The organism is Allorhizocola rhizosphaerae (genome assembly GCF_003426775.1).
GTDB classification, from domain to species: Bacteria; Actinomycetota; Actinomycetes; order Mycobacteriales; family Micromonosporaceae; genus Allorhizocola; species Allorhizocola rhizosphaerae.
Genome location: NZ_QJUG01000064.1, coordinates 25,136 through 38,362 on the forward strand (window position 1 = coordinate 25,136; position 13,227 = coordinate 38,362).

Here is a 13,227-nt window from a genome sequence, read left to right on the forward strand (position 1 = left end):
GGCAAATCGTTAGGCGGGGTGTGAAGACACGGGTGCGGGTTCTCTACGTGGGTGGCTTGGGCCGAAGCGGTACCACATTGATCGAAAGGGTCTTGAATGAAATCCCGGGGGTATGCGCGCTCGGCGAAATAGTTCATCTATGGCAGCGCGACATCCGAGACGACGAACGCTGCGGTTGCGGCGAACGCTTCAGCGCGTGCTCATTTTGGCGGCGGATCGGGCAGGAGGCCTTCGGCGGTTGGGCAATGGTGGACGTCCACCGCATCCTCGCGCTCAGGGATCTGGTCGAGCGCACCAGACACATTCCGATGCTCGCGGCCGGAAAGCGCTCCGATTTCAGCGCACTGGCTAGCGAATACGCCTCGTATTACGCGCGGGTCTATGAAGCGGCCGCACGCGTCGCGCACGCCCAGGTCGTCATCGATTCGTCGAAGCACAGTGCCCTGGCGCACTGCCTGCGGTACAGCGAAGAAATAGATTTAAGAGTTCTTCATGTGGTACGCGATCCGCGCGGCGTGGCTTACTCGTGGACAAAGACGGTGGCGCGGCCGGAGACCGATGGTCGCGACGTGATGACCCGTTACACCCCCGCCCGCAGCGCGGTGCTCTGGAATGCCCACAACGCCGCCTTCGGACTGCTGCGTCAGCGTGGCGTCGCGGTGCGCCGGCTGCGCTACGAGGATTTCGTCGCCAATCCGCGTGAGACGGTGCACCGGGTCGCCGCGTTCATGGGAATGGACACGTCCACCTCACCGCTCGAATTCCTCAAGCCCGAGGGTGTCGAGTTAAGACAGTGCCACAGCGCGGCAGGCAACCCGATGCGGTTCGAGACCGGGATCGTGCCATTGCGGCCGGATGATGCCTGGCGCAGCGCGCTTCCGCCGCGTCAGCGCGCGCTTGTGGGTGCGGTCTGCGCTCCGCTGTTGCGGTCGTATGGCTATGGGTTGATGTCATGAGCGAGGGCTTGCCCGAGCAAATCGGTAGGCATGCGCCGCGTAGCGGGGCGGAGGGAAGCCATTGAAGTATCCAAGCATTGGCGTGGTGATTCCGACTCGGGACCGGCCGGGGTTGTTGAAGCGCGCCATAGCGAGCGTGCGTAGGCAGGACTATCCGGGCGTGCTGCGCATCATCGTCGTCTACGACCAGACGGAGCCCGACTGGCGCCTCGCGGTCGCGGACGACCCTGCGGTGATGGTGCTCGCCAACTGGCGTACGCCAGGCCTGGCCGGTGCTCGGAACACGGGCATCATGGCGTTGGACACGGATCTGGTCGCGTTTTGCGACGACGATGACGTTTGGCACCGCTCGAAGCTGCACAAGCAGGTCGCGTTCATGGGCGATGCGCCGTTTGCCACGTGTTCGATGGAGGTTGAGTTCGAGGGGCGGGTGCATCCGCGGCTCGCTTTCAAAAACCGCGTGCGGATCGCGGATCTGGCGCGCTCTCGGATGGCCATGCTGCATTCGTCGAGTTTCCTGGCCAGGCGGGAGGCGCTGCTGCCCGGTGGCGCGATCGGTCCGGTCGCCGAGGACGCGCCCGGTTCGCAAAACGAGGATTGGGACCTGCTCATCCGCGCGGCCCGGGTCGCGCCCATCGTGCATGTCGACGAGCCGCTGGTGCGTGTGCTTTGGGGCCGGACAAGCTTTTATGCCAACGAGTACGGCACGAAGATCTCGTCGCTGCGCTGGATGATGGCCCGCCATCCGGAGATCGTGCGCTGTGGCGCCGGCGCGGCACGGGTGTATGGCCAACTCGCGTGCTGGTCGGTGGCGGCGGGAGATCGCAGGAACGCGTGGCGCTGGGCCGGGCGGACGGTCCGGGCGAACTGGCGCGAGCCGCGCGCGGTCATCGCGCTGGCCGCGCTCAGCCGGCTCACGTCGGTCGAGAAGGTGCTCGGCAGCCTGCATCGTCGCGGGCACGGGATCTGAACTTCCCGGCAGCGGCTGGGGTTGAACGCTTTGCGATCAACCCCAGCCGCGCCAAGAACACGGCTTCGCCTGAACTTCGCCTGAACAGCGTTAAAACGTCCTGTTGGAAATTGTTGGAACACGACGGGTATTGTCGGACCCGTGAAGAGGGTATCGACCAAGCTCGCGGACGGCCGGGAGCTCATCTACTTCGACGAGCGCGACGACGCGATCCGGGACGGTGTGGACCGGCGCGAGCTTCCGCCGCCGCCCGCGCCCGCCGACCTGCGGTACGACCCGCTGACTGACGAGTGGGTCGCGATCGCGGCGCACCGCCAGACGCGCACGTTCCTGCCGCGGACGGAGGACTGCCCGCTGTGCCCGTCGCGCGACGGGCGGCTCACCGAGGTCCCGGCCGACGACTACGACGTGGTCGTGTTCGAGAACCGGTTCCCGTCGTTCGCGGGTGAGCGGGGGCGGTGCGAGGTCGTGTGCTTTTCGCCGGACCACTCGGCGAGCTTCAAGGACCTGCCCGTGTCGCGAGTGCGGACTGTGCTTGACGCGTTTGCCGATCGGACGGGCGAGTTGTCCCGCATGCGGGGTGTGGAGCACGTGTTCTGCTTCGAGAACCGCGGGGAGGAGATCGGTGTCACGCTCCACCATCCCCATGGGCAGATTTATGGGTACCCGTATGTGGCGCCAACGGTCCGGCGATACCTCGATCTCGCCCGGCGGTATGAGGGCGATCATCTGTACGGTGACCTGCTCGCACGCGAGCGGGCGTCCGGTGAGCGGGTGATCGCGGGCAACGAACTGTGGACGGCGTTCGTGCCTTATGCGGCCCGCTGGCCGTACGAGATCCATCTGGCGCCGCATCGACGGGTGGCTGACCTGTCGGAGCTGACCGAGCAGGAGCGGGCCGCGTGCGCGCCGCTGTGGCTCGAACTGACGCAGCGGCTCGACGGGCTGTTCGGTGTGCCCATGCCCTATGTGGCGGGGTGGCATCAGGCGCCGGTGCGGGCCGACCGCGACCTGGCCTGGCTGCATTTGCGCATCAGCTCGATCCGGCGGGCGCCCGGCAAGCTCAAGTACCTCGCCGGGTCGGAGTCGGCGATGGGCGCGTGGGTCAACGATGTGCCTCCGGAGCAGGCAGCGGCCGCTTTGCGGGCGGTTGTCATACCCGGGTTCTAAGCTTTGGCGCGTGAGAGTCGAGGTCTCGCGCGGGGTGTGGCTCAACGTCCTGACCGCGGATGGTGCCGGTCAGGCGTTCGTGTTGGTGCATGGGCTTTCGTCCAACGCGCGGTTGTGGGGTGAGGTCGCGGCGGCGCTGAGCCGCGCCGGTCATCCATCCTATTCGATCGATCTGCGCAGCCACGGCGAGTCGTCCACCGTCGACACGGGCCACGACACGGTTACTGCCGCCGCCGACGTGGCCACGGTCATCCGCGAGCTCCTGCTCGACCGGCCGGTGGTGGCCGGTCAGTCGTGGGGCGGCAACGTGGTGGTGCGCCTGGCCGCCAAGCAGCCCGAGCTGGTCGGCGCCATCGGGCTGGTCGACGGCGGCTGGATCGACCTGCGGGAGGCGTTCGACGGCTGGGAGTCGTGCGAGCGCATCCTGCGCCCGGCCAACATGGATTCGGTGACCGAAACGACGCTGCGCCAGTGGATGGGCAGGTCCCACCCCGACTGGTCCCCGGCGGCGGTCGAGGCGGCCGTGGCCAACTTCCGGGTGCGGGCCGACGGCACGCTTGAGCGGCGCCTGTCCATCGACAACCACATGCGCATCCTGCGGTCCATGTGGGACGATCCGCCCTCGCCTGACCTGCCGCTGGTGACCGTGCCCGCGCTGCTCATGCCGGCGCAGGCGGCGGGCAGCGAGCGCGGGCGGCGGATCGAGACGGCCGCGCGGCAGATGCCCTCGGCGACCATCGTTTGGTATGAGGGGGGCGACCACGACCTGCACGCCCAGCAGCCCGAGCGGGTGGCCGCCGACCTGCTCAAGCTCGCGAGGGCGTCATGACCCGCTTGCTGGTCATCATGGGGTCGGGCGAGACCACGCCCACCATGATCAAGCCGCATCGCCGCATCTTCGAGTCCCTGCCGGTGGAGTCCGGGGCGGTCATGCTCGACACGCCCTACGGGTTCCAGCTCAACGCCGACGAGATCAGCGCCCGCGCGGTGGGCTACTTCGCGCAGAGCGTCGGGCGCGACATCGAGGTGGTCTCGTGGCGCACGCCGCCCGATCAGGCGCTGGAGCGGGAGCGGGCGCTCACCGCGATCCGCTCGGCCGGCTGGGTGTTCGCCGGGCCGGGCTCGCCGACCTATGCGCTGCGCCAGTGGCGCGACACCGAGATCCCGGCGCTGCTGACCAAGGCCGAGGCGCTCGTGTTCGCCAGTGCGGCCGCGCTCACCCTGGGCTCGCACTGCATCCCGGTCTACGAGATCTACAAGGCGGGCATCAGCCCGCATTGGGAGCCGGGGCTCGACATCTTCCGCGAGCTGACCGGCGTGCCCGCGGTCGTCATCCCGCACTACGACAACGCCGAGGGCGGCCACCACGACACGCGCTACTGCTACCTCGGCGAGCCACGACTGTCCTATCTGGAGCGACAGCTGCCGCCCGAGACCCTGATCGTGGGGGTCGATGAGCACACGGCCCTGGTCTGCGACCTCGACGCGGGCACGGCCTCGGTGGTGGGCAACGGCGGGCTGACGTTGCGGCGCAACGGTTTGAGCACCCGATTCGCCACCGGTGCGGTGCTCCCGCTCACGCTCGACGCCCCGTCCGGCACGGCCACGCCCGTTTCGGCCCCAGCTTCGGCCCCGCCCTCAGCCGGGCAGGGCGTCGCGGCGTGGGCGCATGCGGCCTCCTTGCGCGTGGCCGCCGACGAGCTCGAAGCGCACTTCATGCTCGCACTGTCCAATCGCGACTTTGACGGGTGCGTGGCGGCCACGCTGGAGCTGGAGCAGATCATCGCCGACTGGAGCGGCGACACCCTCACCTCCGACGACGGCGACCACGCCCGCGGGCTGCTGCGCAGCATGATCGTGCGGCTGGGCACGCTCGCGGTCGACCCGGCCACCGTCCTCGCCCCGCTGGTCGACCGCATGCTCGCGCTGCGCACCCAGGCCCGCGCCGAGCGCGACTTCACCACCTCCGACCGGGTGCGCGATCTGCTCATCGCGGCCGGCATCGAGGTCCGCGACACGCCCGACGGCACCACCTGGTCCCTGACCGCCTGACGGTCCAGCGCCGGGGTCACTCGCGGGCCGGTCCCCGGGCAGTCTCGGTTCACGCAGATTCGCGGCCGGTCCCCGGGCAGTCCTGGTTCACGCAGATTGTGGTTTGACATCGACGGTCCGCCGATGCAAGCATGTACTTGCTTGCACAAGGAGAGGTGGGAATGTCAAATCGAGAATGGGACGCCACCCAAACCGCCGTTCTGGACGCGGTGATCGCATGTGCCAACGAGAGCGGGTTTCGGTCGCTCACCACCCGCCGCGTCGCCGAGGTCGCCGGGGTCAACGAGGTCACGATCTTCCGCCGCTTCGGATCGAAGGCGCAGCTGATTGCCGCAGCGTTCGAGCGTGAGGCCTCGGAGATCGGTGCGCAGGTGGGCGAATACACCGGAGACCTGCACGCCGACCTGGAGCGGATCGTCGCGGCCATCTGGAATGCCGCCGGACGCCGCCGGCTGACGATCCCGGTCATCCTCTCCGAACTGGCCACCAATGAGGAGCTTCGCGCGGCCGCCGGCCATTCGATGAATATGGTCGGCAAGGTCGCCGCCATCCTCGCCCGCTACCAAAACGACGGGTTGCTGGTCAAAGAGCCGCCGCTGCTGGCACACGCGTCGCTTGTCGGGCCGCTGGTTTTCCTCGGCATCGTCAGCCGGCTCCTGCCCGAACCGCCCGCCGTCGACATCGCCGACCACGTGCGGCGTTTTCTCGAAGGCCACGCCACAGGCCCCCTCAAGAAGGAGAAATGATGTCCATCGCAACTCCGGTTGCCGTGCCGGCCCCGGTTTACTCGGTGACCGACTACCGCCGTTATACCCGGGCGACCCAATGGCTCAATGGCGGTGGCGCGGTCCTCGCCATCGCACTCGGTGTCTTCATCCTCATCGATCCCGTCCGGCGCACGAGCCCCGATTGGCTGTTCTGGCTGATCTGGCCGATGGCCACGCTGCACACCGTCGAGGAATACATATTCCCCGGCGGCTTCCTGCGGTACTTCAACGGCGTCGCGTGGGGCAGCTCCGACCCACACGGGCCACTCACGGCCCGGCGCGCATTCCTGACCGACGCGGTGGCCGGCGTGATCAACCCGATCGTGCTGCTGGGGATGAGCCTTGTGTATCTGCCGGCGGTCTGGTTCTTCTACTCCGTGTTATGGATCAACGGTTTCTTTCACCTCACGGAGACCATCAAGACCGGCCGCTACTTCCCCGGTGCGATCACCGGCACGCTGCTGTATCTCCCCGGGTTCACCGCCATCACGTACTTCTACGTGCAGCGCGGCATCATCTCCGGGCTCGATCTCGCGGTGACCTTCGCGCTCGCGCTCGTCTTCACCGCCGGGTTCTTCTACCAGGTCCGGCGCTGGCAGCGCGCCGACAGTCAAGTTACGCGCTAAGCAGGTCGCCAAAAGCCTGTCCGTAACGTCGGCGACCGGGGCCAGGTCAGCCCAGAACTATCCGCCGAAGTTACGGACAACAATTCTGAGCAGGTGCTTAGCGTAGACGCCTTGGAGGTGGCTGGTGCGCAGGATGGGGAAACCGGCCTCGCCCCGACGCCGCCCGATCGACCGATGCCGCCGTGTGTCGGGAGGCGCCGGTGACAGCTCAGGTGCGAGTCGTTGACGCGCAGGTTGCCGCCGTTGGCCATCCGCGCCAGAAACCGGTCGACCACAGCGGGATCGCGGCTCCACAGCCAATTGCGCAAGCCATAGCGGTTGGTTCATGAAATCGATGGCGTCGTCCAAAAGGGACCGTGCCGCAGCGGGAACGACCACGGGAAGCGGTGGGAAGAAGGCCTCCTCGCGCACCACGCGATGCTCGGAAGCCGCTTGCAGGCCATCGATTCGCAGCACCGTGGGCTGGAGAAACAGCGGGCCGAGGTCTCCTGCGCCGCAGACGAGCGAGGCGCCGTGGTCGAGGGCCTCATGCAGCCATTCGATGCCGGGCAACTGCGCAGCACATGATCGACGCGGAAGGGGTTAGGGGGTGCGGCGGGCTATGTAGAGGACGTTGACGGCCCAGCGGTCGCCGCAGCCGGTGCGCGCGACGAAGTCGTCGACGAACATGGCGAACGGGCGCAGCCAGGGGCGACAGTACCAACCCTGCGTGAATATGGCGAAGCCGCGCCGCTCGACGATGGTGAACCCGTGCCGCTCCAGCAACTCCGACACCTCCTCGTGGTCGAGCTCCTCGAACCACGGCGCCCCGTGATAGCGCCGGTGCCGCAGGTGCCGCAGCGACTGCCGGTTGCCGTGATTTTCCACGATCAGCAGCCCGGCATCGTAGTTGCGCAATGCCTTGGCAGCGAACGCAATCATCCGCTCACGCAGGTTGGAGTCAGCGTTGAGCAGCGAGCGGAAGATGGTCACGAGCACGGGTGTGTCGCTGGGCGCCGGGTCGGGCACGTCACCCGTCGCCTCGATCAGGTGCAACTGTCCATAAACACCGGTCTCGATCGCCTTGGCCAGCATGGCTTCGGAAGTATCGTATCCGTGCGCACCCCGCACCAGCCCGTGCAAGATGCGGATGGCCCGCCCGGTGCCGCAGGCGAAATCGTGCTGCACCGGCCGCCGGTAGGGGAAGGCCCGTTTGACGAGCCGCCGCAGATAGGCCCGCTGCCGTTTATTGATCGCCGACGGGTAGCTGTCCGGTGCGAACACAACCTGTTCGTATTTGGCGACCGTCGCCTCGTCCTGGAAGATCTCCGTGTAGTCGGCCCGCATCTGATTACCTCCTGTTCCTGGCCGCGAGGACGATGGCTAGTCCGAGCCGGCGGTAGCAGATCCGCAGCCCGAGCGCGTAGACGCACGCGCCCGCGCACACCCCGGCGATGGGCGCCCGCACCAGCCACGGCACGACGAGGAAACTGAGCAGGGTCAACGCCATCGCGGTGAGCGTCGCGGACCCGAACGGGTGCAGCCCGAGCGACCAACCCAGCTGTGCCAACGGGAGCAGGTTGTTGACGAGCACCGCGGCCGCCAGCCCGATCGCCGCGCCGAGCACCCCCAGCACCGGGATCGCCAAAATGTCGATCACGACCATCGTGCCCAGCGCCAGCAACACGTTCATCAGGTTCCACGTGGTGCGCCCGGCCATGGACAGCACGATGTCGACCATCCCGCATCCGGTGGCCACAAGCATGGCACCGCTCAACACCCGCACCGCCGGGGCGGCGAACACATACGACTCGCCGAAGAAACGCAGATACAGCTCGGCGTAGTGGAACACGAGCAGATGCAACGGCCAGCTCAGCAGCACGAGCCATGCCGTCGCGGTCTGATAGAGCCGCGCCGCCCCCGCGTGGTCGTTTGTGGACAACAGCTCCGCCAGCCTTGGCTGTACCGCCTGGGAGATCGCCCCGTTGGCCAGCTGCCCCATGACGATGAACCGCCCGGCCACCGCATAGGCCGCAGCCGGCACCAACCCGGCCAGCGAAGCCACCATCAGCACGTCGACCCGCTGCAGCGCCGCCTGCGCCCCGCTTGCCACCGCCCGCGGCGCGGTGAAGCGCCAGAACGTGCGCGCCGCGGGCCGCCCGTCGATGACGGCCGGCCCCTCCAAGGCGGGTGACGCGTGCCAGTGGCGCCACACCAGCACCGCGGCGAACGCGAACACCGGAACATAGGGCAGGACCCACGCGAGCGCCCAGAGGTACACAGGGGCGGTGATGAGCGCGAGCGAGGCGACCCCGAGCAGCTGTGTGCCCGGCCGCATCACCTTGTCCAGCACGACAGTCGGGAGCATCAAACGATAGCCCCGCGTGGCGGCGAGCAACGCGTCGGCCAAGGCGGCGACGGGCAGGAAGAGGGCCAGTGTCCGAAGTGGACCCGCGAAGTCCGGGAAGAATGCGGGCGCGCCGAACCACAGGCCCACGGCTAGGGCCGTGCTCAGCACAAGCACCGGCACGAGCCCGGCCCGCAGGCACGCCCCGATCAGCTCGGGCCGGCCCTGTGCCCGCAGTCGCGCGGGCCAATACACCAAAGCCGTCGTCGTGCCGAGCCGCGCAACGCTTCCGGCCAACACGAACGCCGACGTGGCCGCGAAGAACGAGCCGGCCGCGGCCGGACCGAGCACCCGCGCCACCAGCCACGTCACGGCCACTCCGGCGATCCCGGCGACCGCGGCCCCGGCGAGGTTGCCCAGCCCGCCCCGGGCCGCGCCGACCAGCGCACTGGGCGGCGGTGCCGCCAAGTCGACCTTGGTCATGCGCGCCAGAAGGGTGTGCGGGACAGCCACTTCGCCAGCGCCGCGTCGTGCGCCGCGAAGTGCGCGGTCAGTTCGGCGCGCACGCCCGGGTCAATGCGGCTGTCGCGCGGCCGCGCGTTGTGCCGCTCGAACTCGGGGTAGCCCAGGTGCGGCAGGCCCAGAAACTCAAGCACCGCATCGTAGACCGGCTTCGGGTCGGTGAAGAACAGCTCGCTTTCCACCACCAGTACCCGTTCCCGGCCCACGTGCGCGGCGAGCGCCGCGAGATAGGTGGCGTATTCGCCGCGCCCGCGATAGGCGTGATGCTGATGCGAGAACGAATAGGCGTGCGGATCGGCGAGCATCAGCTCGCGCTGCCCGGCCAGCCGGGCGGGTTCGAGCTCCAGCGCCCGCGCGAAGTCGGTCTCCGGTTCGAACCCGCGGGCGACCTCGTGTGCGTGCTGCGAGTGCGCCCGCTCGACCGGATCGCGCACCAGCACAACGGTTTTCGCGCCCGGCAGGTCGTGGGCGATGCGCGCGGCAGCATGCGGGTGGTACAGGTAGTACGGGCTGGACTCGAACGTCTGCGCGGGCACGCCGTATTCCTGCTCGATGCGCGATGCCGTGCGCTGCAACGGGAAGTGCCCGCGATACCACGCCGGCCCGTGATGGTATCCGGTGTCGAAGTAGTGCACGCCCTTGTGCCACACGGCTTTGAGCACGACCGGATGCGCGGCCAGCGCGCGATACAGCGATGTCGTGCCGCAGCGCTGCCCACCGCAGATCAGAAAGGAGGGCAGCATTCGCGCCCGCGCGGTGAGCCGCCCCACCGAGCGCGACCCGAAATGCAACGCCCGCACCACGGTGTCCCTATGCACTGTCACAGCCGTCCTACCCTCGAAACGAGCACGGGAAGCAGCCACGTGCCGAGTACGCCGAGCCGCGCGCCCGCCTCGGCCTGCCGGTCCGCGAGGTAGCGCGCCGCGAGGTCGACCAGGTAAAGCAGCGCGGTTATCTCGGCACTGTCCGGTACCACATCGAACTGGTTTAAAAGCCCACCGGCATTGCGGACCGTCTGCTCGACCGCGTGGCGGGGCTCCACCCCGGACTGCAGGCGCCGTTGCAGATCGTGGTGCAGCGCGTCGAAGCCCAGCGGCACCCCGGGGGTGAACCGTTCCCAGTCCCACACGAGCAGGCCTTCGGTGGTGTTGGCCATGTTCCACGGCGCCCAGTCGCCGTGCCACGCGCCGTAGCGCAGGCCCAGATCCGAGCAGGCATCGACCAGCTTGCGCGCGGCCTCGCCGAGCTCTTGCCCTTCCGACTGGTCGGCCACCTGTGCGAGCCGGTTGCGCAGGTCTGTCCAATAAGGGCTCGTGGCGAGCCATCCCTGGGTGGTACCGCATGCGGCCGCCACTTCGCGCATCGCCTCCACCAGCCGGGCCGGGCTGACCGGCTCGCGCGGCAGCCAGACGGGCAGGGGCGACTGCACGAGCACCTGGTGCCCGTGCCACTGCCCGGAGTGGACGACGAGTGGCACCCGCAGGTGGTCGAGCCGCACGTGCGAGAGCGCGGTGAGCGCGGCGGTCTCGGCCCGCACGAGCCGTCGCGTCAGCGGGCCGGTGCCGAGCTTGGCGAAGCCGAGCGTGTCGCCTGCCGGGCTGAGCAGTTGCAGCACGGGTTTCCGGTTGGCCCGCGCCGGTCCGATGTGGACGCTCAAGGCCAGCTCGGTGCCCATCGCCTCGCGCAGATAGCGTTCGATGTTGTCGCCGCCTGGCGGGCGCACCCGGTCGCGCAGCAGCGCGGGCCATGCCCCGGAGCGCAGCGCGAGCACGACGGCGTCGCGCTTGAGCCGGGCCAGGCGGCTCTGCGGCTCGGTGAACCGGCGCACGGCCGCGATCGCCACCCGCCGCGAGCCCATGGGCACGAGCAGCTTGGGCCGGCGCGCGTCGGGGATCACCAGGTATTCGGTGCCGGGTGGCTCGCCCGGCGTGTCCATCGGGTAGAGCAGCGCCAGGACCTCACGCAGGTACTGCCCGCGCAGCTGCGCGTCGGCCGCGATGAGCTGCGCCGGCGCCGTCTTAACAGGACTCACGAATGGGTTCAACGGCGGGGGACGCCATGTTGTTGCGCCAGATCAGCACGTAGCCGAGAAACGCCCAGGCCAGCGGTGTGACCAGGGCGTTGTACCAGAGCGCGGCCACGAACGAGCCCACGATCGCGGCCGACGCGGCCAGGCCGATGGGCGAGCGGTCGCGCCGGAAGCGCCACAGCCCGTAGCCGAAGAACGCGAAATAGGCTAGCGATCCCACGATGCCGTGCGCGAACAGCAGCTGCCACAGCTGGCCGTTGCCGCCGATGGTGAAGTTGCCGCAGCGCTCGCAGTCCTCGCTCTCGCCGACCGCGATGGACTGGCGGCCGCCGATCGTGTTGCGGGTCGAGCCGAAGCCGAGCACGGGCGACTCCCGCATGCCCTGGATGGCCCGTTCGGTGAGAAACATTCGCACCCCGTTGGACTTGCCGTTGTCGAGCCGCCGCTGGATCGTGTCGCCCAGTGGCGTCGCAAGCGTGCCGGCTCCCACGGCCGCAGCGGTCACCATGGTCGCGACCAAAACGCGGGTGCTGCCCGCGCGCACGGCCAAATAGACGATCAGCACGCCGAGCCCGATCCACAGCCCGCGGTTGAGCGAGTGCACGACCGGGATGAGCGCGAGCCCGAGGGTGAGCACGACGAAAAGCAAGCGCTTGCGAAAGGCCACGACAAACCACACGACGAGCAGGCAGAAGTTGTTGCCCCACGTGTTGGTGTAGCCCCACGGGGCGGCCGGGCGGGGCAGCGGGTCGCCGACGAGGTCGTGTATCTGTGCCAGCTGCGGATGCACCAGCGAGCGCACGAACCCGCGCGACCGCACGCCTTCGGGCAGGAGCAGCTCCACGGGCGAGGTGAATTCGAGGTGCCCCACCACCGTGCCGAGCAGCCCGCCGACCACCGTGACGACGAACAGCCATGCCAACAGCCGGACCAGTGTGCGCTGTGGCAGAGCCGCATTGCCCGCGTAGAGCAACAGAATCGTCAGCGATCCATATTGGATGACGCGGTACCCGACACCGGTCATGCGATCGGAGAAACCTCCGGCGACCGCGCCCACGGGCTCGGCGTCCAGCGCCGCGATGCCCGCGATGATCGCGACGCAGAAGATGAGCCACAGCGTGAACCCGGGCGGCAGCCGGACGGGAGTCCCGCGGCGGTGCCGGCGATACAGCGAGACCGCCATGGGTACGGCCAGGATCGGGAAGATGAGCACGCCGAGTCCGAGGGCCCACCACAGCGGATACAGGGCGAGCAGCAGCACCAGGCTCATGGCTGTGCTGGGGCGGCTTCATCCAATTTGGACATGAGCACGGTTTCGTCGAAGCGTTCCCCCTGCGGGTGGCCGTTGACCGCGGGAGGCTCCTGCGCCGGCGTGTCCTCCGGGGCGGGAGGCGGCTGCGGGATGCGCGGCATGACCACCGCGCCGAGCACACCCGTGCCGACCCGGCGCAGCTGCTCGGCCGCGTCGACCACATGGGGCCGGCGCGTGCGCCGCAGCTCGACCGCGATGATGGCCGTGTCGGCGAGGCTGGCCAGGCTTTGCGCGTCGGCACCGGCCGATGCGGACGGCGCCTCGATCACCACGTAGTCGGCGTTGGCCCGCAGCACGGCCAGCATGTCGCGCAGCGCGTGGGACTGGCACAGCCCGGCCGCGCTGCCCGTGCCGCCGACCGTGAGCACGTGCAGGGTCGGGTTGCGCGGGGCGCGCTGCGTCGCCTCGCCCAGGTTGGCCCGGCCCGCGAGCACGTCCGACACGCCGGGCGTGGGCACGACCCCCAGCAGGCGGGCCAGCGAGTCGGGCGTGTGCGC

General features: G+C 68.9%; 14 protein-coding genes. 7 read left to right on the forward strand and 7 right to left on the reverse strand.

What is annotated here, in order from left to right:
- Nucleotides 1–47: 47 nt before the first annotated feature.
- From DM816_RS16010 to DM816_RS16040, 7 genes are all read left to right on the forward strand, one after another.
- Nucleotides 48–956: a sulfotransferase gene (locus DM816_RS16010; RefSeq protein ID WP_246001974.1), complete on the forward strand. Its 909-nt coding sequence runs from the start codon at nt 48–50 to the stop codon at nt 954–956.
- An 82-nt stretch (nt 957–1,038) separates the two neighbouring features.
- On the forward strand, nt 1,039–1,926 hold the full coding sequence (locus DM816_RS16015; protein ID WP_281274330.1) for a glycosyltransferase: 888 nt from the start codon (nt 1,039–1,041) through the stop codon (nt 1,924–1,926).
- A 141-nt stretch (nt 1,927–2,067) separates the two neighbouring features.
- Complete coding sequence (gene galT, locus DM816_RS16020; protein ID WP_117211037.1) at nt 2,068–3,096, forward strand: galactose-1-phosphate uridylyltransferase; 1,029 nt, start codon at nt 2,068–2,070, stop codon at nt 3,094–3,096.
- Nucleotides 3,097–3,106: 10 nt separating this feature from the next.
- Entirely contained in the window at nt 3,107–3,925 is an 819-nt protein-coding gene (locus DM816_RS16025; protein WP_162907515.1) for an alpha/beta fold hydrolase, read from the forward strand.
- Entirely contained in the window at nt 3,922–5,148 is a 1,227-nt protein-coding gene (locus DM816_RS16030) for a hypothetical protein (RefSeq protein WP_117211039.1), read from the forward strand. Before DM816_RS16025 ends, DM816_RS16030 begins: the two co-directional genes overlap by 4 nt.
- 161 nt (nt 5,149–5,309) lie before the next feature.
- A complete protein-coding gene (locus tag DM816_RS16035; protein WP_117211040.1) occupies nt 5,310–5,894 on the forward strand; it encodes a TetR/AcrR family transcriptional regulator in 585 nt (194 codons plus the stop codon).
- Entirely contained in the window at nt 5,891–6,541 is a 651-nt protein-coding gene (locus DM816_RS16040; RefSeq protein WP_117211041.1) for an HXXEE domain-containing protein, read from the forward strand. Before DM816_RS16035 ends, DM816_RS16040 begins: the two co-directional genes overlap by 4 nt.
- Nucleotides 6,542–6,598: 57 nt before the next feature.
- On the opposite strand, the gene DM816_RS42590 is transcribed toward DM816_RS16040, so the two are convergent.
- The 7 genes from DM816_RS42590 to DM816_RS16070 form a co-directional block, all read right to left on the reverse strand.
- A complete protein-coding gene (locus tag DM816_RS42590; protein WP_162907517.1) occupies nt 6,599–7,093 on the reverse strand; it encodes a hypothetical protein in 495 nt (164 codons plus the stop codon).
- Between the two features lie 30 nt (nt 7,094–7,123).
- Nucleotides 7,124–7,867, reverse strand: a complete 744-nt coding sequence (locus DM816_RS16045) for a class I SAM-dependent methyltransferase (RefSeq protein ID WP_117211042.1) — start codon at nt 7,865–7,867, stop codon at nt 7,124–7,126.
- Nucleotides 7,868–7,871: 4 nt separating this feature from the next.
- Nucleotides 7,872–9,350, reverse strand: coding sequence for a lipopolysaccharide biosynthesis protein (locus DM816_RS16050; RefSeq protein ID WP_117211043.1), 1,479 nt, complete (start codon nt 9,348–9,350; stop codon nt 7,872–7,874).
- Nucleotides 9,347–10,213, reverse strand: a complete 867-nt coding sequence (locus DM816_RS16055) for a sulfotransferase domain-containing protein (RefSeq protein ID WP_162907518.1) — start codon at nt 10,211–10,213, stop codon at nt 9,347–9,349. The genes DM816_RS16050 and DM816_RS16055 overlap by 4 nt, the downstream gene beginning before the upstream one ends.
- Nucleotides 10,210–11,421, reverse strand: a complete 1,212-nt coding sequence (locus DM816_RS16060) for a phosphotransferase (protein WP_246001971.1) — start codon at nt 11,419–11,421, stop codon at nt 10,210–10,212. Before DM816_RS16060 ends, DM816_RS16055 begins: the two co-directional genes overlap by 4 nt.
- On the reverse strand, nt 11,408–12,688 hold the full coding sequence (locus DM816_RS16065) for an O-antigen ligase family protein (RefSeq protein ID WP_246001972.1): 1,281 nt from the start codon (nt 12,686–12,688) through the stop codon (nt 11,408–11,410). The genes DM816_RS16060 and DM816_RS16065 overlap by 14 nt, the downstream gene beginning before the upstream one ends.
- A partial coding sequence (locus tag DM816_RS16070; RefSeq protein WP_483964156.1) for a P-loop NTPase family protein occupies nt 12,685–13,227 on the reverse strand: 543 nt, incomplete at its 5' end. The genes DM816_RS16065 and DM816_RS16070, both read right to left, overlap by 4 nt.